Source organism: Pseudomonas abietaniphila (assembly GCF_039697315.1).
GTDB lineage: Bacteria > Pseudomonadota > Gammaproteobacteria > Pseudomonadales > Pseudomonadaceae > Aquipseudomonas > Aquipseudomonas abietaniphila_B.
In genome coordinates this window covers 209564-232825 of record NZ_CP155619.1, presented here as the reverse complement: position 1 = coordinate 232825, position 23262 = coordinate 209564, and the positions used below count along the sequence as shown (strand labels likewise).

Below are 23262 nucleotides of genomic sequence, written 5' to 3'. Positions count from 1 at the left end.
GACGATTACCCTGTGGGAGCGAATTCATTCGCGAGAGGCCGGTACATCCGACCCCTCTCTGGCGTCTGAACCACCGCATCGCGAATGAATTCGCTCCCACAGAACCGGTGTCGTGCGTCAGCTTCGCTGCTCGGCAAAACTCATCGCCAGCCCGTTCATGCAATACCGCAGGCCGGTGGGTTTCGGGCCGTCGGTGAAGACGTGGCCCAGGTGTCCGCCGCAGCGGCGACAGTGGACTTCCTTGCGCAGCACGCCGAACGAGGTGTCGGTGCGGATCGCCGTGGCGTTGTCCAGTGGCTGCCAGAAGCTGGGCCAGCCGGTGTGGCTGTCGAACTTGGTGCTCGAGGAAAACAGCGGCAACTGGCAACCGGCGCAGGCGAACGTGCCCGTGCGGTGCTCGTCGTTCAGCGGGCTGCTGTACGGGCGCTCGGTGGCTTCACGGCGCAGCACCTGAAACTGTTCGTCGCTGAGCAATGCATGCCATTCAGCGTCGGTGTGACTGACTTCGAAACTGCCGATGGGCTGGTCTTCCATTAACGCGCTAGATGGCGTCATGGTTTCGCCGTCGGCAAACTTGGGCAAGACGCCTAGCGCAATGGCGGCGACCCCGGCGCTGCTGCTCAGCACCATGAACTGTCTTCTTGAAAGCATGATGATCTCCTCGGCACAGCCCGTACCGCTTTCGGATCAGGCCTTTGATGCGATGGAGCCAAGACTAGGCGCGCGCTGTTCCCGGAATCCTCACCGAGAGTTAAACAATTCGTGATAACTGCGCGCCGACAAAATCGGCACAATGGCGTCATTGCGCAAACGATGCGCCCGTAAGGTTTGCTTTCAATGGATCAGCCCAAACGCATTCTGGTGGTCGAGGACGATAGCCATATCGCCGACCTGATTTGCCTGCATCTGCGGGACGAGCATTTTGACGTGGTGCACAGTGCCGACGGCGAAAAGGGCCTGCGCCTGCTGGAGCAAGGCGGCTGGGATGCGTTGATCCTCGACCTGATGCTGCCGGGCGTGGACGGCCTGGAGATCTGCCGACGCGCCCGCGCCATGACCCGCTACACGCCCATCATCATCACCAGCGCGCGCTCCAGCGAGATGCACCGGATTCTCGGCCTGGAGCTGGGCGCCGATGATTACCTGGCCAAACCCTTCTCGATGATGGAACTGGTGGCCCGGGTCAAGGCCCTGTTGCGTCGGGTCGACGCCATGGCGCGCAACCTGAAGATGGACGCTGGAAGCCTGTCGAGCGCCGGGCTGTTCATCGATCCGTTGACCCGTGAAGCGTCGCTGGAAGGCCGTTTGCTGGACTTGACGCCGCGAGAGTTCGACCTGTTGTATTTCTTCGCCCGCCAACCGGGCAAGGTGTTCTCCAGGCTCGACCTGCTCAACTCGGTCTGGGGCTACAACCACGAAGGCTACGAGCACACCGTCAACACCCACATCAATCGCCTGCGCGCCAAGATCGAAGCCGATCCGGCACAACCGTTGCGGATCCTCACGGTGTGGGGACGCGGTTACAAGTTCGTGGCACCCGGTGAATCGTCGGGGGATGCTTCGTGAAGATGACCTTGACCCAGCGATTGTCACTGGTCTTCGCGCTGTTGTTGCTGATCTGTTGCGGCACCTCGGTGTGGCTGCAGGTGCGCTCCAACAAAATGCACGAGCTGGAAGTGGTTCAAGGGCTGTCCCGTGACCTTGCCCAGCACATCGCCCGCGACACGCAGTTGATGGACGCCAATGGCCTCAAGCCGGACGCGGTGCGCGAGCTGTTCAGTCAGTTGATGCTGGTCAACCCGAGCGTCGAGGTTTATCTGCTGGACATGGACGGCAAGATCGTCGGCGACGCCGCGCCTAAAGACCGGATCTTGCGCGATCGGGTCAATCTGGAACCGGTGCGGCAACTGCTCAGCGGGGCGCCGCTGCCGATTCTGGGCGATGACCCGCGCAGCCTCGACGCGCGGAAGGTGTTCAGCGCGGCGCCGTTGATGGTGATGGGCAAGCCTTCAGGTTTCTTGTATGTGGTGCTGTTGGGTGAAGCCCATGACCGGTTTGCCGAGCGTGGCGCCACCAGCGAGGCGTTGAACACGGCGCTGTGGTCCATCGGTTTGATTGCGTTGCTGTGTCTGTTTGCGGGGCTGGCGGCGTTCGGTTTGATCACGCGTCCCTTGCGACGGCTGACCGATTCGGTGGGACGCTTCGACATCAACGCCGCGCCTGTGCCGCTGCCGAGTGCGTCAGCGGCGCCCGCACGTCAGGGCCATGACGAGATCGCCGTGCTCGATGCGACGTTCAAACAGATGCAGAACCGGTTGAGCGAGCAATGGCAGACCTTGACCCGCCAGAGTCAGGACCGGCGCGAGCTGGTCGCCAATATTTCTCACGACCTGCGCACGCCCTTGGCGTCGTTGCACGGCTATCTGGAAGTGCTGTCGGTCAAAGACACCAGCCTGAGTCCCGAGGAGCGTCGACGGTATCTGGGGATCGCGCTGGACCAGAGCCGCAAGGTCGGTGGACTCGCCCAGTCATTGCTGGAACTGGTGCGACTGGAGCATGGCTTTGTGGTCCCGGTGGTCGAGCGTTTCTCGCTGACGGACCTGGTGCAGGACATCTTTCAGAAATTCGAGCTGAGCGCCGAAGCCAAGGCCGTGACCCTGACGCCGAGTTTCGCGCCGTCCGTGCCGGGTGTTCACGCCGACCTCGGGTTGATCGAACGAGTGTTGACCAACCTGCTGGACAACGCCTTGCGCCATACGCCCCACGGTGGAGAAATTCGCGTATCGCTGTTGCCTAAAGGGCGCGAGGTCGAAGTCACCGTCAGCGACAGCGGCCCCGGCATCGCCGCCGAGCTACGCGAAGGGCTGTTTCTGCGGCCGTTCAACATTGGCGGCGCGCGGCGCGACGGCGGGCTGGGGTTGAGGATCGTGCACCAGATCCTGCAACTGCACGGACACAGAATTGAGTTGGTTGATGTGCCGGGGCAGGGGGCGACGTTCAGGTTCGCGCTGCCAGTGGATCAGGAAACGGCAGAAAAGGCGTTGCCGCAGGGGTGAATATTGCCACTGCTCCTACATGGAAGGATCTCTTCACTGATCACGGCAACAACAACCCATGCTCCATCGCGTATTTCACCAGCCCCGCCGGTTTGTCGACTTTCAGCTTGCGGCGGATGCTCAGGCGGTGGGTTTCCACGGTCCTGACGCTGATCGCCAGGTCCCGGGCGATGGTCTTGTTGTCCAGCCCTTTGGCCAGTCCCACGAGCACCTGCACTTCACGGGGTGTCAGCTCGTTTTCGTCGGACTTCTTCGACACCAGCTTCAGCGTCACCTCGGCGCTGTAAAACGTGCCGCCGGTGGCGATGGCTTCGATGGCCGCGACGATCTCCCTGGAGGGGGCGTTCTTCAGCACGTAACCGCTGGCGCCCGCCCGGATCGAGGTGGCAACGTATTCCTGATTGTCATACATGCTCAGGATCAGAATCTTGATCGCCGGGCAGCGTTGGCGAATCAATTGGGTCAGCTCCAGCCCGTTCATGTCCTGCAGGCCGATGTCCACCAGCAGGATGTCCGGCTTGAGGGACTCGCACATCGTCAGGGCCTGCGCAGCGTTTTCCGCTTCGCCGACCACCTCGAACAGGGGACGAGTGGACAGCAGCGCGCGCACGCCATCGCGGACCAGAGAATGGTCATCGACCAGGGCAATACGGATGGTCTGGCTGGCGCTCATGATCGCGGTAGGGTTCCTGTTCTGAAGAAGGTGTTCACGCGGCGACGCTCACCGGCATGGTGACCGTCAACTCGCTATGGCCCGGCGCGGAGTACAGGTTCAGTTGGCCGTGGAAGTGTTCGACGCGCTCGCGGATATTACGCAATCCGATGCCGCCCTGTATCTCTTGCAGGTTGGCGACATCGACCCGAAAGCCGACGCCGTCGTCGCGAACGGTCAATTGCACCTGTTTGCGGGTGCCTTGCAGGTCGATGTAGACGTTCTGTGCATGGGCGTGGCGCTCGATGTTGGTCAGCGCTTCCTGAAGAATCCGGAACAGCGCCACCGGCGCACCTTCGGCGAGTTTCAGGTTGCTCAGGTTGTGGGTGTAATGAATCGTCAGGCCGGTCTGTTGCTCGAATTCAGCCACCAATTGCGTGACGGCGGCGGCCAGGCCCAGGGTGTCGAGCAGGGAAGGGCGCAGGTCGTGGGAAATGGTGCGGATTTCACCGATAGCCTCGCCGAGACGTTCGGTGCCGTGACGCAGGGTGTCCAGGCCGCGCTGGTCATTGCCTTCCAGTTGCAGCCCGGCCAGTTCGAACTGGAACTTGATCGACACCAGGACCTGGCTGATGCCGTCGTGCAGTTCTCGCGACAGCCGGGAACGTTCTTCTTCCTGCAAATTCATGATGCGCTGGTTGAGCATCTGCAGCTTGCGGTCGGCGAGGCGGTGTTCGCTGGCGTTGAGCGTGACACCGCAGACGAAGACCAGCAGCACCGCGATCAGGGCCACAGCGCCGATATCGAGCATGGTGGCGTAGATACCGCGCGCCACTTCCTGTCGTGCCTGTTGCGTGGCGCGCTCGACGTCCTCCAGGTAGATGCCGGTGCCCAGCATCCAGCCCCAGCGCTTGAGCATGACGACGTGGGCGAGTTTGCCGGTGACCTGGCCGGTGGAGGGTTTTTCCCAGGCGTAGTGCTGGAAGCCATCACCGGATTCCGCGCTTTGCAGCAACGCGCGGATCACCAGCAGCCCTTGCGGGTCGGTCATGTTCCACAAGTCCTTGCCCACCAGCGCCGCCTGGCGCGGGTGCATCAGGTTGCGGCCGCTCTGGTCGTATACGAAGAAATAGCCGTCGATGCCGAAGCTCAGCTTGGACAACTCTTCGAGCACCTGCTGTTTGGTCTGCTCGTCGTTGCGCCCGCTGTCGTAGATCGGTGCCAGGGCGCTCATGGCCAGTTCTACGTAGTTTTTCAGTTCGGCGCGCTTGCTGGCCAGGATGCTGTCTTCGATCAACTGCGCTTGCTGCTCGCCCAGGCGCTGATTCTGCACGATGACCAACGCGCAGATCACCGACACGGCCAGGATCAGCGGCAAAATGCCAAGGGCGACGATCTTGTGTTTGAGTTGCATGGTGGTGATGTCCGGCGGGGCGGGGTGTTGTTGTAGGGCGCATTACAGCACGAACATCTGCGTTGCCTGGAACATCTTTCGCGAATGAATTCGCTCCCACAGCAGCCCGCCGCGCCGAGAGCCGCGTCAGGTATGTGCAGGCGTGTCTGCGTAGTACTACGCAGTTGATCCCGTAGTAATACGAATTTATCTGGGTGACAGCAGCGGGGATAGTGGCGACGCTCCGTTATCCCGGTGCACACAATAACAATTACGCCGCAAGCCATGAGCTTCGGCAGGAGACCCACAATGACCCGACTGACCAAACATCTGGGTTGGTTCGCCGTCGCTGCCCTTGGGGCATGCGCCTTGGGTGTCGTCGCGCTGCGCCGCGGCGAAGCCATCAACGCTCTCTGGATTGTCGTCGCTGCCGTGGCCATCTATCTGGTTGCGTACCGCTACTACAGCCTGTTCATCGCCAATCACGTCATGCAACTCGATCCGACCCGGGCCACGCCTGCGGTGATCAACAATGACGGCCTTGATTACGTTCCGACCAACAAACACATTCTGTTCGGCCACCACTTCGCGGCCATCGCTGGCGCAGGTCCGCTCGTCGGCCCGGTTCTGGCAGCGCAGATGGGCTACCTGCCCGGCACCCTGTGGCTGATCGCCGGTGTAGTGCTGGCCGGCGCGGTTCAGGACTTCATGATCCTGTTCCTGTCCACCCGCCGTAACGGCCGTTCGCTGGGCGACATGGTCCGTGAGGAAATGGGCCGCGTGCCAGGCACCATCGCCTTGTTCGGCTGCTTCCTGATCATGATCATCATCCTCGCAGTGCTGGCGCTGATCGTCGTTAAAGCGCTGGCTGAAAGCCCATGGGGCATGTTCACCGTGCTGGCGACCATCCCGATCGCGATGTTCATGGGCGTGTATATGCGCTACATCCGTCCGGGTCGTATCGGCGAGATTTCGATCATCGGCGTTGTGCTCTTGCTGCTGTCGATCTGGGCCGGTGGTCAGGTCGCGGCAAGCCCTGAGTGGGCGCATGCCTTCACCTTCACCGGTGTGCAGATCACCTGGATGCTGGTCGGTTACGGCTTCGTGGCCGCGATGCTGCCGGTCTGGCTGCTGCTGGCTCCCCGTGACTACCTGTCGACCTTCCTGAAAATCGGCACCATCGTCGCCCTGGCGATTGGCATTCTGATTCTGGCGCCCGAGCTGAAAATGCCGGCCCTGACCCAGTTCACCGACGGCACCGGTCCGGTCTGGAAAGGCGCGCTGTTCCCGTTCCTGTTCATCACCATCGCTTGCGGTGCGGTGTCGGGTTTCCACGCACTGATCTCCTCCGGCACTACGCCAAAACTGCTGGATAACGAGAAGAACGCCCGTTACATCGGTTACGGCGGCATGCTGATGGAGTCCTTCGTGGCGATCATGGCCATGGTTGCCGCCTCGGTCATCGATCCAGGCGTTTACTTCGCCATGAACAGCCCGGCGGCAGTGGTCGGCGGTGACGTGGTTGCCGTGGCTCAGACCATCACCGGTTGGGGCTTTGCGATCACTCCAGAAGCACTGACTGCGGTGGCCAAAGACATCGGTGAAAACACCGTGCTGGCCCGCGCCGGTGGCGCACCCACCTTGGCGGTCGGTATCGCGCAGATCCTGCACCAAGTGCTGCCGGGTCAGAACACCATGGCGTTCTGGTACCACTTCGCGATCCTGTTCGAAGCGCTGTTCATCCTGACCGCGGTTGACGCCGGTACCCGTGCCGGTCGCTTCATGCTGCAAGATTTGCTGGGCAGCTTCGTACCCGCGCTCAAACGCACCGAGTCCTGGACCGCCAACGTGATTGGCACCGGTGGTTGCGTGGCGCTGTGGGGTTATCTGCTGTATCAAGGCGTGATCGATCCGCTGGGCGGCATCAACACGCTGTGGCCGCTGTTCGGTATCTCCAACCAGATGCTGGCGGGTATCGCGCTGATGCTGGCGACCGTGGTCCTGATCAAGATGAAACGTCAGCAGTACGTGTGGGTCACCATCCTGCCCGCGTCGTGGCTGCTGATCTGCACCGTGACCGCGGGCTTCATCAAGCTGTTCGACCCCAGCCCGGCCGTTGGCTTCCTGGCGCTGGCGAAGAAATACAGCACGGCAGCTGAAGCCGGTCAGATCCTGGCCCCTGCCAAAACCGTCGATCAGATGCAGCACGTGATCTTCAACGCGTACACCAACGCGGCGCTGACCACCCTGTTCCTGTTCGTGGTCCTCAGCATCCTGTTCTACGCGGTGAAAGTCGGCCGCGCGGCATGGGTCAAGAAGGAGCGCAGTGACAAGGAAGCACCGTTCCAGGCGATGCCGGAAGCACGCTGATGTTCAATGACCTGAGTCGCCTCGGCAAATACCTCGGGCAGGCGGCCCGCCTGATGGTGGGCATGCCTGACTACGACAACTACGTCGAGCACATGCAGAAGACTCACCCGGACCAGCCGGTGATGTCCTACGAAGCGTTCTTCCGCGAACGTCAGGACGCCCGTTACGGCGGCAAGGCCGGTCCGAAGTGCTGCTGATCCTTTGAACAGCAGTCGTTGACAAAAAAACGCCAGGGTTCGCCGTGGCGTTTTTTTTGCTTGCGCGAAGGGGCCTCCAACACAGTCTCCATCCGTGGTCCATTCAATGAATGCTCGACGCCAACTCAAAGATCGGGATGTACATCAGGATCACGATCAAGCCGATCAACAATCCGATGAAGGTCATCAGCAGGGGCTCGAACAGGCGCACGAACCACTCGATCCAGCGACTGATCTCTTCGTCGTAGAAGTCGGCGGTGCGTTCCATCATCTGTCCCAGGTTACCGGACTGTTCGCCCGCGCGAAGCATGCGCAGCGACACCGGGGTGGAGAGGCTGTTCTGCTCCAGTGCGACGGACAGCGCCTGACCTTCGCGGATACGCTCGCTGGCGGCGTCCAGGCGCAGCTGTGAAGCGCTGCCGAGCAGGTTGCGCACCATGCCCATGGCCGTGAGGATCGGAATCCCGCCTTGCAGCAGAATGCCCAGCGAACGGTAGAAGCGCGCAAGCTCGTACATGAACACCCGCTGATAGACCGTGGGTATCCGCTCGATGGCCCGGTTGAACCCCAGACGAAATCGTCGCTGGCGGACCAGGATCACCGAACCCAGCACGAAGGCCACGAAACCGATGGCAAAGTCCATCTGGTGAGCGTGCAGGAACATCCCCGTTTCCATCAGGACCCGCGACAGCCAGGGCAGGTTGGAACCCAGTCCTTCGAATACCAGGCTGAAACGCGGGACCACATAGCCCATCAGGAACAGCACCACGGCGCCGCCGACGATCAACAACAGCATCGGATAGACCGAGGCGCTGACGATGCGCTGGCGCACTTCGTCCATGCGCTTGCGGTAGGACACGTACCGCCCCAGTGCCTCGCCCACCGCGCCGGTCTTTTCGCTGGATTGCACCAGCGCCACATACAGCGTGGGGAACACCGCCGGGAACTGGGTCAGCGCCTGGGAGAACGATTTGCCTTCGTATAACAGGCGCACCAGACCACAGAGGGTCTTGCGTGCCTGAGGCGCGGTTTCTTTCTCCGCCAGGCTTTCCAGCGCATCGATCAGCGGCAGGCCGGCGTTGAGCAGGGTGGTCAGTTCCTGACTGAACAGCACCAGATTGAAATGTTCAGGTTTGCGAAAGCCACGAATCACCCAGCGCGACTCGGCACGGACATTGAGGACGCGCATGCCTTGCGCTTCCGCCAGACTTTGCGCATCGATCGAATTGTCGGCGTCCATGGCCAGGGACAGGACTTCGCCGCGTTTGCCCACCGCCTTGATCAGAAATTTCATGGCTGTCACTGCCAACTGGTGATTTCGGCGTCTTCGCCTTCGCCACCGGGCTGACCGTCCTTGCCCATGGAGAGCAGGTCGTACTCACCGTTTTCACCGGGATAGCGGTAGATGTAATTCCGGCCCCACGGATCCTGCGGCACGTTTTTCTGCAGATACGGCCCGGTCCAGCGGGTTTCCTCCGGCGGGGCAGCGACCAGGGCCTGCAAGCCTTGTTCGGAGGAAGGGTAATGGCCGACCTCCAGCCGGTACAGGTCCAGGGCCTTGGACAGCCCCTCGATCTGCGCCCTGGCCACCTTGGCCTGGGAGCGACCCAGCTGACTGAAGTATTTGGGGGCCACGATGCCAGCCAGCAGACCCAGAACCACCAGTACCACCAGCAATTCGAGCAGGGTGAAGCCGCGCTGAAAACGTGGGGAAGAAGACGGCGCACAGCGGGTGAAAAGCCCCATGGAAACCTCCGCAAACTGGGTTGTATGGAGGGCTTATGCAATTGCCGTGCGCGCCGACACCCGCAGCCTTGAGCTTTTGCGTGCAGGCTTCTGGACCGGGGTTTTGCGCGGTGTGTCAGTTCGGCACAGCCTTTGCGTTGACCCCCTGCATGGCACCGCGAGTGGGGAATAACCCCCAGTTTTAGCGAGCGTGCCAGAGGAGGCACGGATGGACTTTGAACGTACGTTCAGAGGCGTATTGCTGACGCTGTGCATACTGCCGCTGGCCGCTCAGGCCGACGTGTATATCTCTAAGGGACCCGACGGCAACATCATCATTTCCAACGTCAAGCGGGCCGGTCGCGCCGTTCAGAGCGTCTTCCACGAACCGGTGTCGCAACCCCCGTTTCAACCCGCCGGCACCGCTTTGGCGGGCACCGACGAAAAAAGCATGACCGCCAGTCAACGCCCCTATGCGCAGGAAGTGTCTCAGGCGGCGGCCAGCAACGGACTGCCCGAAGCGTTGCTGCACGCGGTGATTCGCATCGAGTCGGGCTACAACCCTTCGGCGCGCTCGGTGAAGGGCGCGGCGGGGCTGATGCAGTTGATGCCGGACACCGCACGGGATATGGGGGTGACCAATGTCTGGGACCCGAGCGCGAACATTCAGGGCGGCGCGCGTTATCTCAAGCAACTGATGGTGATGTTCGGCAACGACGTGTCGCTCGCCGTGGCCGCCTACAACGCAGGCCCGGCAGCCGTGAGCAAACGCGGCAACGTGATCCCGCCCTTCGCCGAAACCCAGCGTTACGTGCCGGATGTGCTGCGTGATTACCACCGTTTGCTGGGTGATGCCTCGACAGCACTGGCCAATTGAACCCCGAGGGGCACGTGCCACTGTGGAAGTGAGCGTGCTCGCGAAGACTGACGTTCAGGCGGTGAAGACTCATCTGGTCCACTGGCCCTCCCGTCCGGATTAAAAGGTGGGGGAGACAGTGGGATTCAGGCAATTCAGCTGAAAAAAACAAGGTGGGGAATTGCCCCACTTCCGGGGACTGGGGGTTGTTCGGAACCGTTGTCATTTCCCCATTTCTGACGACGCAGTTACCTAACTCGTTGATTTTTAAGCCTTGATTTTGTGGCATGGACGTTGCTCAGGGCTGTTATGCGCTGTCATGTGAGATTTCCGTTGCGGAGGACCCGTCACGATGAAGCCCAATCCATCCCGTCTGCTCAATCTCTGTCTGTCGATCGGTGCCTTGTTCGCCGTCGAGGACACCGTCGAAGCCGCCATCCGGTGTGAGCGCAATCTGGTCGCCAATGTCGTGGCACTCGATCAACCGCTGATGTACAACCGGCTCGGCGCACAAAACGCCAACGGCATGATCTACGCCCTGCGCAGTGATGTGGTCGACGAAAACAACGTCCTGCTCACCAAAGGCGGTGCTGCGGTGCCCGGCAAGGTGACGTTGCGTCCCGACAAACGCCCGCGGCCGATGGTGTTACGCGTGGCGGCGGGGGATTGTCTGACCGTCACCTTGCAGAACCTTCTGGCGCTGCAAGCCAACCCGAACAGCGAGATGGAAGGGCCGGAGGTGCCGGAAGGCGAAGACGAAGCCCAGACCCCGGCCGCCAACATGCCGGGCGAGTTCGTGGTGAACGACCAGGTCAGCGAGCGCTATGTAGGTTTCTCGGTCAATGGCATGCAAGCGGTCAACAGCATTGCGGACATCTCGTCCAACGTCGGGCGCAACGGTAATTTCCTGTTGGCTCCCGGCGCAACGCGCTCCTATACCTTGTACGCCGAGCGTGAAGGCGCCTTCAGTGCCAGCAGCCAGGCGGCAACCTTCGGCGGGGAGGGCACGTCCGGCAACATGGCCAACGGCTTGTTCGCCCAGGTCGTGGTGGTGCCTAAAGGTGGGCGCATGTACCGCAACACCCTGAGCGAAGAGGAGATGCGCCTGGCCAGCGTCGGCCGCGCGCCGACCGGTCAGCCCATCGTCGACTATGAAGCCCGCTACCCGCAGCGCCAGCCCTGGATCACCGAAGGCAAGGCGGGGCTGCCGATCGTCAACATGGTCAACGGCAACGAGATCATCAACAGCGAAACCGACGCCATTGTGATGGGGCCCAACCCGGATGGCAGCTTCCCGCCTTCCACCTATCCGCTGGAAAGCATCGGCAAGCGCAACCCGGCCGTACCCAACCGACTGGAACCGTTCCGCGATTTCGCTGCCGTGTTCAACGACGAATCCGCCGTGACCCAGGCGTTCCCCGGTTACTTTGCCGACCCCGTGTTCGGGCGCATGCTCGAACCGACCCGCGACGCGTTCATGATCAACTACGGCTCAGGCGGTATCGGCGCTGAAGTGATCGCCAACCGTCTGGGCGTCGGGCCGATGCACGACTGCCTGTCGTGCGCCTATGAAGAGTTCTTCCTCAGCTCCCACACCGTGGGGGACATCGGCATGCTGGTGGACGTGCCAGCCAACGTCGGCCTTGAGCAGATCCTGCCCGGCCAGGTACCGCCCAGGGATGCGACAGGCATCAAGGCGAGCATGGCGCTGTATCCGTCCGAACCGTCGAACGTCAACCACAGCTACATCGGCGATCTGGTGAAGATCCGCAACACCCATAACGGCAAGGAACAGCACATCTTCCACCTGCATGGACACCAGTGGCTGTTCAACCCCAACGACGACAACTCCGATTACATGGATGCCCAAGGCATCGGTCCGGGCAGCGGCTATACCTATGAAATCGCCAACGGCGGTTCGGGCAACCGCAACCGGGTGTCGGGCGATGCGATCTATCACTGTCACTTCTATCCGCACTTTGCCCAGGGCATGTGGACCATGTGGCGTATCCATGACGTATTCGAGGAAGGAACCCGGCTTGAGGTGTCTCAGGCCAGTAACGACGGGTTCCACACCACTCCGTTTGCCTTGCGCAGCGGTAAACCGGCGGCGGGTGCCCGCGCATTGCCGGACGGTGAAATCGTAGCGGGCACACCAATACCGGCCATCGTGCCCCTGCCCGGCAAGGCCATGGCCCCCATGCCCGGCAAAGTTGCCGTGGTGCCCAAACTCGGTGAGTTGGTGGCCGCCAACGACGATGATGGCGATGACGACGATGATCAGGGCGGCGACGATGCCAGCCACTCGGGTGAGGGTGGTCAGGCGGTCATCGGTTCTGTGGCCCTGGTCGACCGCAGCGAAGCCAACCGCAACGCCGACGGTTCATTGAAAAACCCGGGTTATCCCTTCTGGATCGGCGGCATGGAAAGCACCGTCGGACAACGTCCGCCGACCCCACCCCTGGACATGCTCGACAGCGCCAAGGCCCAGGCCCTGCGCGACAGCGGCAATGCGCTGTGGGCCAACCTCGATCCCCTGCAATCGGGCGGCTGGGATGGCGGCTTGCCACGCCACGCGCTGGATGGCGTCGCGGCGGGCGGGGAAGCCGAAACGGTCACCACCGCCACCGATCTGTCGAAAGTGGTCCACAAGGCCAAGGCCGTGTTCATGCCTGAAGAAGGTACGGACGTGGAGCAGGCCGCCATGCTGTTCCATTCCAAACCGGATCACCCAAGTTTTGCCTTGCTGCCCGGCAAGCAAGTGGTCGCGAAGGCGTTCCGCACCAACGGTGCCTTGCCGGTGGCGGGCGCACCCTTCTATGAACCGTGCATGGACGATCGGGGCAAGCGCCTGACGTCCATGGCGGGCAACGGGATGTTCAACAGCGGTGAGACGGGCAGCGGCATGTCGTTCACGGGGTCTTCGCAGTACAGCGCCGATCACCCGCGTATCTATAAAGCCGCCAACCTGCAATTCGACGCGGTGTACAACAAGGTGGGCTACCACTTCCCGCAAGCGCGCATCCTGGCGCTGTGGGAGGACGTATGGCCGGTTATCAACAAACAACGTCCGCCTGAGCCGCTGGTGATGCGCATCAACACCTTTGATTGCGTGATGTACCAGCAGACCAACCTGATCCCGAATTACTACGAGCTGGACGATTATCAGGTGCGCACGCCCACCGACGTGATCGGTCAACACATTCACCTGCCCAAATGGGACCTGACCGCCGCCGATGGTTCGGCCAACGGCTGGAACTACGAAGACGGGCTGCTTTCACCGGCGACCGTGGTGGAGCGTGTGCACGCCATCCGCGCTTTCAACAATTGCACGGAGGCGGATGCCCGCGACGGCACCCCGGCGTGTCCGAAAGCCAAGGCACACCCTTATTTCGGCCAGTTCGGCCGGGCCGACTGGATGGGCGCCCGCACTGCCATGCAGCGCTGGTTCGCCGACCCCGTGGTCAACACGCGAGGTGTCGACCGTGGCCTGGGCACCATCTTCACCCACGACCACCTCGGCCCATCGACTCACCAGCAGTTGGGCCTCTATGCCACCGTGTTGGCTGAACCTGCCGGCTCCACCTGGTTCCATGCGGAAACCGGCGAACCTTTGTACAGCGGCGCGCGTCAGGATGGCGGCCCGACGTCGTGGCAAGCGGTGATTTCCACCGGCGATCTGGACGGCGACGGCAAGAACGACAGCTTCCGCGAGTTCTTCCTCGAATACAGCGATTTCGTGCATGCCTATGAAGCGGGTGTGTATGTCGGGGCCGGCCCGAACGGGGTGCCGAATGGCAACGCCTATCCTGCCAGTGCCAACAGTTTCCGCTACGCGATCAACCCGCCAGGGCGCAAGGCGGCCGCCAATCTGCTGGATTCGGTGCTGGAAGTCGGCAGCGGCGAGCTGGAAGGCTGCCCGACCCGACCCTGTCCGCAAGCCATTTCGGTGGATGACCCTGGTATCTTCGTCGTCAACTACCGTCATGAGCCGGTCGGGCTGAGGGTCTATGACCCGAACCGCACGGCGCCGGATGGCAAGCCGGGCATGCAGGCCAATGGTCTGGCCGGCGACCTGGCGTACGCCCTGCAGACCCGTACCGACCGGGCGATCCCTGCGCTGAACCTGGCGCCGAGCGCGATCACCTCGGCGACCGGTCCTACCGGCGGTATCACGCAGTTCCCGCCACACATCAATCGGGGTGGCGACATGCCGGGCGATCCGTTCACACCAATGCTGCGCACCTATACCGGTGACAATGTGCGCTTGCGCCTGCACGCCGGTGGTCACGAGGAAGAACACAACGTGACGTTGCACGGCGTGAAGTGGCTGCACTCCGGCAGTGGCTTCGGCAACAGCTCCAACTCGGGCTGGAAGTCTTCGCAGATGGTCGGCATCTCCGAACAGATGGGCTTCAACGCGCCTGTTGCCATGGTGTCCAGCGCAGCCAGCGACACCGGCGACTATCTGTACTCGATGGACGCTTCGCTGGAAGGCTACTGGAACGGCATGTGGGGCATCATGCGCAACTACGGGTCGCAGCGCAGTGACCTGTTCGCGCTGCCGAACAACCCCAAACCGGTCATTGCGCGCAACACGGTGGCGTTCGACGGGATCTGCCCACGCTACACCACCAATGCCAACGGAGTCGGAACGCGGCCAACCGTGCAGCGCAACTTCGAGGTGGTGGTCGCACTGGCCAACGACATCCTCGGCAATCCGCTGAACCTGACGGTTGGCGACGCCGCAGGGCAGGGGCAGCACGTTGGTGCGCCGCTCAATCCGGCGGGCGGTACGCTGGTCTACAACAAGCGTGCGGTGACCATTCCACAGACCACCGTCACGGATCCGGAGGATGGCGTGACCTTCACCATCGGTGGACATGCCGGGCCGCTGCACGATCCGACCGCGATCCTGTATGTACGCAAGGCCGATCTCGACCCGATCACTGGCAAGCTCAAGGCCGGTGTACCGATCGAGCCGCTGATGTTGCGTGCCGGTGCGGGCGACTGCATCAACGTGACCCTGGAAAACCGCCTGCCAACGGCCATGCCCGACCTGCCGACCTACGCCGTCATGGCCGGTACTGTCAAACGTGACCGCAACAGTGCGCAGGGTTCGACGACCTTCAACAACAACCTGATGCGTCCATCGAGCCACGTGGGCATGCACACGCAGTTGCTGGCTTACGACATCACCAAGTCGGACGGCTTCAACGTCGGCCTCAACCCGGTGCAGACCATTGCGCCTCGGGCCGGCACATCGGGCGCCTGGCCAACCCGCACCTATCAGTACTACGCGGGGCATCTGGAGCGCGAAGGCAAACCGGTGTCGCAGCTGGGGCGTGCCGTGGACAACATCAACACCACGCCTGTGGAGTTCGGCGGCTTCAACCTGACGTCGGCAGACATGATCAAGCAGCCGCAGAAAGGCCTGGCAGGTGCCATGGCGATCATGCCGCTGGGTGCGACCTGGACCGAGGACACCAAATCCCGGGCCAACGCCACGGTGAGCGTCACCGGGCAGACCGCCTACCGGGACTTCATGCTGGTCATGCAGAAGTCGCTGAACATGCGCTGGGGCAATGGACGGCCCGTAGAGAACCTGGCGGCCGAAGGCAATGGCGTACCGGCGGATCCGCAGGACAACTCCGGCATGGCCATCAACTACCGAACCGAGCCGCTGTGGTACCGGTTCGGCCTGTCCCCGGATGCGCCGTTCGGCCACGCCGACGGTCATGGCTTTGCCGATGTGCCGAACGCGCACATGGCCTACAGCAACGCATTGGTCGGCGGCGATCCGCAAACACCGGTGCTGTACGTCAAACCGGGGCAGCCGTTCCGTACGCATCTGACGGTGCCGGGCGGCGGCAGTCGCGGCACGACCTTCCAGCTGGACGGTCATGTCTGGCCGATGCATCCGTTCCAGGCCGAGAAGTCCGACACCGGCGGCTATCCGATGGGGCCGTCGGGCGTGGGGTCGGTGCGATTCGCCTACAACCCGATGTCGCTGTACATCGGCGCCCAGGAGAGCCTCCTGCCCGCCGCGCACTTCAGCCTCATGTTCCCGAGTGCCGGGGGTGCGAACGCTGTGCCGGGGGATTACCTGTTCCGCGACCATGCCGGGTTCGGCAACACGTCGGGGCTGTGGGGCATCCTGCGGGTCACCAACGATCCAGAACCTGCTGCGGCGCCTTAGCGCCCGGCTTGCGAACCAGCCGCCCGCGCGTACAAGAACAATCGGCGCGGGTCAGACACAACTCATCGGAGCGGCGCACTGGCGCCCGCTCCACAGGGGGTGCAGCGTGAATGGATGGATCAGAGGTGGTTTTGCCGGCGGCGCGCTGGCGGTGGCCCTGGTGGTCATGGGGCACTCCGGTGAGCCGCTCAAGGACGCCAGCCTGGCCCTGAGTGAAGGCGACAGTCCGCAGGCGATCCCCAGCATGGCCAGCGACAAGCAGCAGTTGGTGAAAAACGGTGTGACCGTCAAGTTCGAAGCCCGGCCGTTGAACAGCGGCCCGCTCATGGAGGGGATGTTTGCCGACGTGCGCTTCAGCGTGACCGACACGGCTACCGGTCAACCGTTGCCGGGCGTCGCCCCCGGGGCCTGGCTCGACCCGGCGGTGGCCGAGGAAAAGGCCGGCTCCCACGATGCGCAATGCAAGTCGCGGGTCGGGCTGTACCTGAAAAGCACCATCGGCGCGCGGCCCTTGCTGGACCTCAACAGTTACTTTCTGATGGTGTTGAACAAGGACGCCAGCGCGACGGTGATCGACCCGACGGTCTCGGTGGGCGGGATCACCAGCACCATGAGCCGCATCGCGCTCAAGCAGCCCGGCATGGACTGGACCTCCACCAACGATGACAAGCGGGTGTTCGTGTCGATGCCCGGCGCAGGTGAGGTGGCGGTGATCGATGCGGAAAAATTCCAGGTCCTGCTGAACATCCCGGCCGGCGAGAACCCGTTGCGGGTGGCGCTGCAGCCGGACGAGCGTTACCTGTGGGTGGGTAACAACGCTGCCAGCGAGGGCGCCAGCGGCGTGACCGTGATCGATACGCAGTCGATGAAGGTCCTGAGCTTCTTGCAGACCGGCACCGGCCATCACGAGATCGCCTTCAGCAAGGACTCACGATTTGCCTTCGTGAGCAGCCGTGACGCCGGCACGGTGGGTGTCTTCGACATCGCGACGCTCACGCGCAGCAAAACCCTGAAAACCGGCGCTCATCCGCTGTCGGTTGCCTATTCGCCGCTGTCCGAGGCGGTGTATGTCGCCGATGGTCAGGACGGCTCGGTGACCGTGATCGATGCGCGCAGCCTGGAGGTGCGCAAGGTCATTGCCTCGCAGCAAGGGTTGGGCCCGATGAGTTTCAGCGAAGACGGTCGCTATGGTTTCGTGCTCAACACCCTCACCAGCCATGCCCTGGTGATTGATGCCTCCAGCGACAGCGTCGTGCATGACCTGGAGGTGTCGCCGGAGCCGTTTCAGGTCACCGTGACGCAGAACTACGCGTACATCCGTGGTTTGGCATCGCCGCGGGTGACCATGGTCAACCTGTCCAGCCTGGGCAAGGACCGCAAGCCGATCCTGCAATCGTTCGAAGCCGGACCCGCCGCACCCCGCCTGGCGGGGGATTTGCCGCTCGCCGCTGGCCTGAGCCCGGCGCGGGACAACGATGCGGTGTTCGTGGTCAATCCCGTGGACAACACCACCTACTTCTATGCCGAAGGCATGAACGCACCGATGTCCGGTTACCCCAACCGGGGCAACGCGGCGCGTGCGGTACGGGTGGTCGACCGCAGTCTGCGTGAGGTTGAACCAGGGGTGTACAGCTCACGGGTGCGCCTGCCGAGCGCGGGTAAATTCGACGTGGCATTCATGCTCAACCAGCCCCAGGTGATTCACTGTTTCACCGCGCAGATCGAGGTGAACCCGGCGCTGGAAAAACGCCTGGCGATCCCGCGCGTGACCTTTCTGCTGGAGCGCCGTTTCGAACCGGTGGGCAAACTGGTGCCAATCCGTATTCGCCTGGTTCAGGGCCGCGACAACACCCCCATGACCGGCGCCAAAGACGTGTATTTGCGTTATTTCCTCGCACCGAGCTCCCGGCCACGAGAAGTGCTGGCGGTGGAAGTCGGCGAGGGGATCTATGAAGCTCAGGCGGACCTGAGCGAGACCGGCGCGTATTACCTCCACGCGCGCTCCGAATCCCTGGGCATCCGCGCCAACGAACAATCCTACGCCAGCTTGCGGGTAATGCCGGTCGACAACTCGCCGGTTCACCTGAGCAACCAAAGCCCTGCAGTTTCCGACAGGACGACGCCATGAAAAATGCCATTGCAGTATCGATGTTGGCCATGCTGATTGCTCAGGGACTCACCCTATCGGCGCACGCCCATGGCGGCGTCGATCACGCGCCGCCGCAGGCCGCCGTGAAACAGGACAGTGCGGTGGTGCATTTCGCCGACGTCAAACTGACCAACCAGAACGGCGAGCCGGTCAACCTCAAGCACGATCTGGTCAGCGACCGGATCGTGGTCATGGGCTTTATCTATACCACTTGCACCACGGTGTGCCCGGTGATCTCCTCGATCATGTCCCGGGTGCAAAAGCAATTGGGTGCGAAAGTCGGCACCGAGGTGCAGATCGTCTCCATCACGGTCGATCCGCTGCGCGACACCGCACCGCGCCTGCTCACGTACGCCAACCGGTTCCAGCACGGCCCTGGCTGGGCGTGGCTGACCGGCACCCCGCAGGCCATCGACGCCACCCTCAAAGGCCTCGGCACCTGGACCGCCGACCCCCAAAATCACCCGCCGCTGATCATGGTCGGCGATGGGCGCAGCAGCCACTGGACGCGGTTCTACGGCTTTACCGACCCTGATTTGCTGGTTGAACGGGTGGAACAATTGCGCGGCGACCGCGCGTCCAAAAGCGGTCGTCACGGGGTGTACGTGATGGGGGAACAGCAATGAGCCGGATAGCCGTTGGTACTGGCCGCCGGTCGACCAGAGGATGGCTGATGGGGCTGGCGTTGCTGTCGGTCGTGCCCGCGTTGATGGCCCATGAAGCCCATGAACCACCGACCCTGGCAAAGGTGTCGCCTGTGCAGGTCGCGCCGCCGTCCAGTGGTACTCACGACGCCCAGGAATATTTCACCGACACGCCCTTGAAGGATCAGGACGGCAACACCGTGCGCTTCTACAGCGACGAGCTCAAGAATCGGCTGGTGCTGCTCAACGTGGTGTTCACCCACTGCCAGGACGCCTGTCCGCTGATCACGCGCAAGCTCAAGGACGTGCGGGCCGCGATGGGCGATGAGGTGGCGCGTCAGGTGTATTTCATCACCCTGACCAGCGACCCGACAAACGACACGCCTGACGTGCTCAAGGCATTCGCGGCCAAACACGGGGTCGACGGTCCCAACTGGCGCTTTTTGACCGGCACGCAGGAGCAGATGAACCTGGTGTTGGGGCGCTTGGGCCAAGTGATTCCGAGCCCTGAACAACACTCCACACAATTGATCGTGGGGGACGTGGCGAACAAGCGCTGGGCGAAGATCCGTCCGGATGCGCCGGTGGACGCCATTGCTCAACGTTTGCAGTTCCTGACCTTGCCTGTGGCCGGACGTTAAGGAGTCGACCATGAAGTCGCTGGCGATTTTCAGCCTGAGGCTGAGCCTGCTGTTGTGCTTGACGAGCGCGGCCCATGCCATGGAGCTGAGCCCGGCGGAGGCGGCTGGCAAACGTTTGTACCGCGAAGGCATTTCCGTCAGCGGTGCCGAGGTATCGGCGCGCATTGGCGTGTCCGGCACCGTTGTGCCTGCCTCGACCATGCCGTGCGCAGGCTGCCATGGCGCCGATGGCCGTGGGCGACCGGAAGGCGGCGTGCGTCCGCCGGACATCACTTGGCGACGCCTGAGCACGCCCTACGGTCAACGGGTCAGAGCAGGACGCAGCCATCCGCCGTACAGCGACGGTGCTGTCGCTCATGCCATCATCGAAGGCGTCGATCCAGCCGGTAATGCGCTGGACAGCGCCATGCCGCGTTTCGTCATGTCCAGTCAGGATCAGCTCAACCTTGTGGCCTACCTCAAACGCATTGAAGAGGACGGCGATCCCGGCATACAAGGCTCGACGTTGCGGTTGGGCACCTTGCTGCCGAGTCAGGGGGCGATGGCGCCATTGGGCGAGACAATGGCCGCCGTGCTGAACGGCGCATTGGCCGCGATCAACGAGGCGGGCGGCATTCATGGGCGGCAACTGGCCCTGCAGATCGTCGATCCCGGCCCTGACGCGAAAACTGCCGAGGCAGCCTTGCAGACGCTGACCGGTGAAGACGGTGTGTTTGCGTTGATTGCGCCCCTTGCTCCGGCGCTGGACGGTCGCATCGGTGAGCTGATCGAGCAGGCCCGGGTCCCGTTGGTGGGGTCGGTCTCTCTGCTGGGTGGCGAAAGCGACAGCCCGATGATCTTCGAACCGTTGCCCGGTGCTTCCGAGCAACTGCGGGCGCTGGCCGGTTACGCGCAGAACACCCTGGCACTGGCAGCGGACAAGACGCTCATCGTGTATCAGGACAATCCGCTGGATCAGCACCAGGCCGAAACCCTCAAGCAGCACCTCAATGGACAAGGCTGGAGCGATGTCAGTCTGAGAGCCTATTCACTGGATCAACCGGTCACGGTTGACGCATCCATGGCCGCTGCAAAAGCGTTGTTCTTCCTCGGGCGCTCCGCAGACTTCGTGCCGATGGCGCAGGCGTTGCAATCGTCGATGCAAGGCCCGGCGTTGCCTCCTTATCTGTTTGCGGCCTCGGCCCAGGTGCCCGCCGATGTCTGGCAAGTCCCCGCATCTTTTTCCCGCCGCATGTTTCTGGCGTATCCGTTCATTCCTGGTGACTGGACGGAGGAGGGCAAGGCCGCCCTTGCCAGCGTTCGAGCGCGAAGCGGGCTGAAAGGGCAGTACGCCGTGTTGCAGGTCGATGCGTATTGCTCGGTGCTGCTGGTCGCCGAGGCACTGCGACAGATCGGTCGTCACCCCGCGCGCGAGCAACTGGTCAAGGCGCTGGAAGGGTTGCATGACGTGAACACCGGGCTCACCCCACTGTTGGGGTTCGGACCGGGGCGTCGGCTGGGCATGTCGGGCGCCCATGTCGTGACGGTGGATGTGCAACAACAACGTTTTGACCTGGTCAGCCCATACGCCAGGGTCAACGCTGCTAACTGAAGTGAGATTTCGCCATGAAGCTCAAGCTGATTTTATTCGTGTTGGCGTTCTTGATGCCCGGTTTGCTGCTCATGGTGGGCCGCACCGAAGCCGTGGCAGACCCCACGTTCGGCCAAGTGGCGGTGGCGCGGGTCAACGGTGTGGAGATCGGGCAGATGCAGCTGGAGCACTACTTCGCCGACTACTTGCAGGCCCAGGGACGGATGGTCGGCTCCATTCGCAATCCCGTGGCGTACAGCCGTCTTCGAAGCGCGGCACTCGATGACCTGATCGACAAGGAACTGCTGTGGCAGGAAGCGGGCAAACGTGGCGTGCGTATCGACGAAAAGAGTGTGCAGGACAACTTCACCGCCCTGCGTAACGAGTTCACCTCCGATGACATCTTTAATCGGCGCCTGGAGGAAGCCGGCTTCGACAGCCAGACATTCACCGAGTACCTGCGTCGGGAACTGACCAGTCAGCGCATGCTCTCCGAGCTGAGCCAGGTGCCGCCAGCGCGTGATGCCGAGGTGGAGGCGTTCTACCGGCAGCTCTCGCCGCGCATTCATGCCCGGCACATTCTGCTGCCACTCGACGCCAACGCCGACGCTGCGAAAGTCGACGCTGTTTACCAACAAGCCCTCCAGTTACGGGCCAGGATCATCGGTGGCGAGGACTTCGCTACCCTCGCTCAACGCTACTCACAGGACAGCCGGTCAGCCGAAGGCGGCGATCTGGGCTATTTTTCTCGTGAAAGCATGGTGTCGGAGTTCGCCGACGCTGCCTTCAGCCTGACACCCGGCACCGTCAGTCAGCCCGTACGGACCCTTTACGGCTGGCATTTGATCAAAGTTGAGAACACAGTCTCAGGCAACGCCATCGACGACCGGCAGGGACTGGCCATGGCACGTCAGGCGCTGGATCAGCAGCGACAGGCGCAAGCGACGGCCGCCGCACTGCAACGATTGCGCGCGGCAAGCAAGATAGAGCGGGTGGCAGAGCGATGACCCGGGTTTTCCCCGAATGTGGGGGCAAATCCGGTTCCCGATGGCGACTGCCCCCAGCAGTGGGGTTGAGGTGGTGCCCATGGTCTTTCTTTTTTAATGAAGAAAATCAGTGGCATGGGCTAAGAAATTTTCAAGTGGAGGGTCTGGCATGAACAGTGCTCTTGTACCAATACAAGGCGGGAATCCCCAGACCGGGCCACAGGACCTGTCCCGATTTCAGGAGTCCACCTTGTTAAACAAAGTATTGGTTGTTGAGGACGAGCAGATCCTGGCGCAGAACCTCCAGTCGTATCTGGAGGCCAAGGGCCTGGATGTCCGGGTCGCGAACGATGGCGCGGGTGCCATCGACCTTGCACAAGGGTTCGCACCGGACGTGGTTGTTCTCGATTTTCGCCTACCCGATATGGAAGGGTTTCAGGTACTCGATGCGGTACGTAAGCAGAAGGATTGTTACTTCATTCTGATCACCGGCCATCCGACCAGCGAAGTCTGCGGTCGGGCCACTGATCTGGGTGTCAGCCACATCCTCTTCAAACCGTTTCCGCTGGCCGAACTGGCCCGAGCTGTCTGTGACTTGTTGGGTACTGAGCGACGTTCGACGAGCCAGGCGCCACCGGCGGCCGGGTTCATCGAACGGCGGCACAGCCCGGCAGAGGCATTCCCGTTGCAGTTGTACGACGGTACCTGGGTTCACTCGGACCGTCGCGGCAACAAGCAGATCGCGTCGCCTGACGGCGACAAAGCGGTCCTCGATGGGGAGGGCAAACTCTAGCCGGGTCCGGACGCCTCAGGAATCGTGTTCT

At 62.5% G+C, this 23262-nt stretch carries 17 protein-coding genes; 12 read left to right on the top strand and 5 right to left on the bottom strand.

What is annotated here, in order from left to right:
* Positions 1 to 117: 117 nt before the first annotated feature.
* Positions 118 to 651, bottom strand: a complete 534-nt coding sequence (gene msrB / locus ABDX87_RS00920) for a peptide-methionine (R)-S-oxide reductase MsrB (protein ID WP_346831141.1) — start codon at positions 649 to 651, stop codon at positions 118 to 120.
* A gap of 186 nt (positions 652 to 837) precedes the next feature.
* Between msrB and ABDX87_RS00915 the strand changes: the two genes are divergently transcribed.
* Both ABDX87_RS00915 and ABDX87_RS00910 read left to right on the top strand, forming a co-directional pair.
* Complete coding sequence (locus ABDX87_RS00915) at positions 838 to 1566, top strand: response regulator transcription factor (RefSeq protein WP_346831140.1); 729 nt, start codon at positions 838 to 840, stop codon at positions 1564 to 1566.
* Positions 1563 to 3056 carry a sensor histidine kinase gene (locus ABDX87_RS00910; protein WP_346831139.1) on the top strand — a complete coding sequence of 498 codons (1494 nt, stop codon included), beginning with the start codon at positions 1563 to 1565 and terminating at the stop codon, positions 3054 to 3056. The genes ABDX87_RS00915 and ABDX87_RS00910 overlap by 4 nt, the downstream gene beginning before the upstream one ends.
* A 40-nt stretch (positions 3057 to 3096) precedes the next feature.
* On the opposite strand, the gene ABDX87_RS00905 is transcribed toward ABDX87_RS00910, so the two are convergent.
* Complete coding sequence (locus tag ABDX87_RS00905) at positions 3097 to 3729, bottom strand: response regulator transcription factor (protein ID WP_346831138.1); 633 nt, start codon at positions 3727 to 3729, stop codon at positions 3097 to 3099.
* Positions 3730 to 3763: 34 nt separating this feature from the next.
* Entirely contained in the window at positions 3764 to 5122 is a 1359-nt protein-coding gene (locus tag ABDX87_RS00900; RefSeq protein WP_346831137.1) for a cache domain-containing protein, read from the bottom strand.
* A gap of 288 nt (positions 5123 to 5410) precedes the next feature.
* Here ABDX87_RS00900 and ABDX87_RS00895 point away from each other — a divergent pair, with 288 nt between their 5' ends.
* Together ABDX87_RS00895 and ABDX87_RS00890 are read left to right on the top strand one after the other, a co-directional pair.
* Entirely contained in the window at positions 5411 to 7471 is a 2061-nt protein-coding gene (locus ABDX87_RS00895; RefSeq protein ID WP_346831136.1) for a carbon starvation CstA family protein, read from the top strand.
* Positions 7471 to 7668, top strand: coding sequence for a YbdD/YjiX family protein (locus ABDX87_RS00890; protein WP_346831135.1), 198 nt, complete (start codon positions 7471 to 7473; stop codon positions 7666 to 7668). Before ABDX87_RS00895 ends, ABDX87_RS00890 begins: the two co-directional genes overlap by 1 nt.
* 103 nt (positions 7669 to 7771) lie before the next feature.
* Here the strand turns inward: ABDX87_RS00890 and ABDX87_RS00885 are convergent, their stop codons facing one another.
* Positions 7772 to 8962 (bottom strand): type II secretion system F family protein, encoded by a 1191-nt coding sequence (locus ABDX87_RS00885; protein ID WP_346831134.1) that lies wholly within the window; start codon positions 8960 to 8962, stop codon positions 7772 to 7774.
* 5 nt (positions 8963 to 8967) lie between these two features.
* On the bottom strand, positions 8968 to 9414 hold the full coding sequence (gene gspG / locus ABDX87_RS00880; RefSeq protein WP_346831133.1) for a type II secretion system major pseudopilin GspG: 447 nt from the start codon (positions 9412 to 9414) through the stop codon (positions 8968 to 8970).
* 208 nt (positions 9415 to 9622) lie between these two features.
* Here gspG and ABDX87_RS00875 point away from each other — a divergent pair, with 208 nt between their 5' ends.
* The 8 genes from ABDX87_RS00875 to ABDX87_RS00840 all read left to right on the top strand — a co-directional run bounded on the left by ABDX87_RS00875 (position 9623) and on the right by ABDX87_RS00840 (position 23231).
* The gene (locus ABDX87_RS00875; protein WP_346831132.1) at positions 9623 to 10270 is read left to right on the top strand and encodes a lytic transglycosylase domain-containing protein; all 648 of its coding nucleotides are present in this window, start codon (positions 9623 to 9625) and stop codon (positions 10268 to 10270) included.
* 331 nt (positions 10271 to 10601) lie between these two features.
* On the top strand, positions 10602 to 16448 hold the full coding sequence (mnxG, locus tag ABDX87_RS00870; RefSeq protein WP_346831131.1) for a manganese-oxidizing multicopper oxidase MnxG: 5847 nt from the start codon (positions 10602 to 10604) through the stop codon (positions 16446 to 16448).
* Positions 16449 to 16554: 106 nt separating this feature from the next.
* A complete protein-coding gene (locus tag ABDX87_RS00865) occupies positions 16555 to 18576 on the top strand; it encodes a cytochrome D1 domain-containing protein (protein ID WP_431061198.1) in 2022 nt (673 codons plus the stop codon).
* Positions 18573 to 19223, top strand: a complete 651-nt coding sequence (locus tag ABDX87_RS00860) for an SCO family protein (RefSeq protein WP_346831130.1) — start codon at positions 18573 to 18575, stop codon at positions 19221 to 19223. Before ABDX87_RS00865 ends, ABDX87_RS00860 begins: the two co-directional genes overlap by 4 nt.
* A 47-nt stretch (positions 19224 to 19270) precedes the next feature.
* Complete coding sequence (locus tag ABDX87_RS00855) at positions 19271 to 19882, top strand: SCO family protein (protein ID WP_431061297.1); 612 nt, start codon at positions 19271 to 19273, stop codon at positions 19880 to 19882.
* Positions 19883 to 19892: 10 nt separating this feature from the next.
* Positions 19893 to 21473 (top strand): ABC transporter substrate-binding protein, encoded by a 1581-nt coding sequence (locus tag ABDX87_RS00850; protein ID WP_346831129.1) that lies wholly within the window; start codon positions 19893 to 19895, stop codon positions 21471 to 21473.
* A gap of 14 nt (positions 21474 to 21487) precedes the next feature.
* On the top strand, positions 21488 to 22459 hold the full coding sequence (locus ABDX87_RS00845) for a peptidylprolyl isomerase (RefSeq protein WP_346831128.1): 972 nt from the start codon (positions 21488 to 21490) through the stop codon (positions 22457 to 22459).
* 229 nt (positions 22460 to 22688) lie between these two features.
* Positions 22689 to 23231: a response regulator gene (locus tag ABDX87_RS00840; protein WP_346831127.1), complete on the top strand. Its 543-nt coding sequence runs from the start codon at positions 22689 to 22691 to the stop codon at positions 23229 to 23231.
* Positions 23232 to 23262: the final 31 nt, after the last annotated feature.

Excerpts from the sequence above, each read along its gene's own strand:
- mnxG (WP_346831131.1), top strand. The coding sequence starts at position 10,602 with ATGAAGCCCAATCCATCCCGTCTGCTCAATCTCTGTCTGTCGATCGGT.
- msrB (WP_346831141.1), bottom strand. The coding sequence starts at position 651 with ATGCTTTCAAGAAGACAGTTCATGGTGCTGAGCAGCAGCGCCGGGGTC.
- ABDX87_RS00875 (WP_346831132.1), top strand. The coding sequence starts at position 9,623 with ATGGACTTTGAACGTACGTTCAGAGGCGTATTGCTGACGCTGTGCATA.
- ABDX87_RS00905 (WP_346831138.1), bottom strand. The coding sequence starts at position 3,729 with ATGAGCGCCAGCCAGACCATCCGTATTGCCCTGGTCGATGACCATTCT.
- ABDX87_RS00855 (WP_431061297.1), top strand. The coding sequence starts at position 19,271 with ATGGGGCTGGCGTTGCTGTCGGTCGTGCCCGCGTTGATGGCCCATGAA.
- ABDX87_RS00845 (WP_346831128.1), top strand. The coding sequence starts at position 21,488 with ATGAAGCTCAAGCTGATTTTATTCGTGTTGGCGTTCTTGATGCCCGGT.
- gspG (WP_346831133.1), bottom strand. The coding sequence starts at position 9,414 with ATGGGGCTTTTCACCCGCTGTGCGCCGTCTTCTTCCCCACGTTTTCAG.
- ABDX87_RS00860 (WP_346831130.1), top strand. The coding sequence starts at position 18,573 with ATGAAAAATGCCATTGCAGTATCGATGTTGGCCATGCTGATTGCTCAG.
- ABDX87_RS00900 (WP_346831137.1), bottom strand. The coding sequence starts at position 5,122 with ATGCAACTCAAACACAAGATCGTCGCCCTTGGCATTTTGCCGCTGATC.
- ABDX87_RS00915 (WP_346831140.1), top strand. The coding sequence starts at position 838 with ATGGATCAGCCCAAACGCATTCTGGTGGTCGAGGACGATAGCCATATC.
- ABDX87_RS00885 (WP_346831134.1), bottom strand. The coding sequence starts at position 8,962 with ATGAAATTTCTGATCAAGGCGGTGGGCAAACGCGGCGAAGTCCTGTCC.
- ABDX87_RS00890 (WP_346831135.1), top strand. The coding sequence starts at position 7,471 with ATGTTCAATGACCTGAGTCGCCTCGGCAAATACCTCGGGCAGGCGGCC.
- ABDX87_RS00850 (WP_346831129.1), top strand. The coding sequence starts at position 19,893 with ATGAAGTCGCTGGCGATTTTCAGCCTGAGGCTGAGCCTGCTGTTGTGC.
- ABDX87_RS00895 (WP_346831136.1), top strand. The coding sequence starts at position 5,411 with ATGACCCGACTGACCAAACATCTGGGTTGGTTCGCCGTCGCTGCCCTT.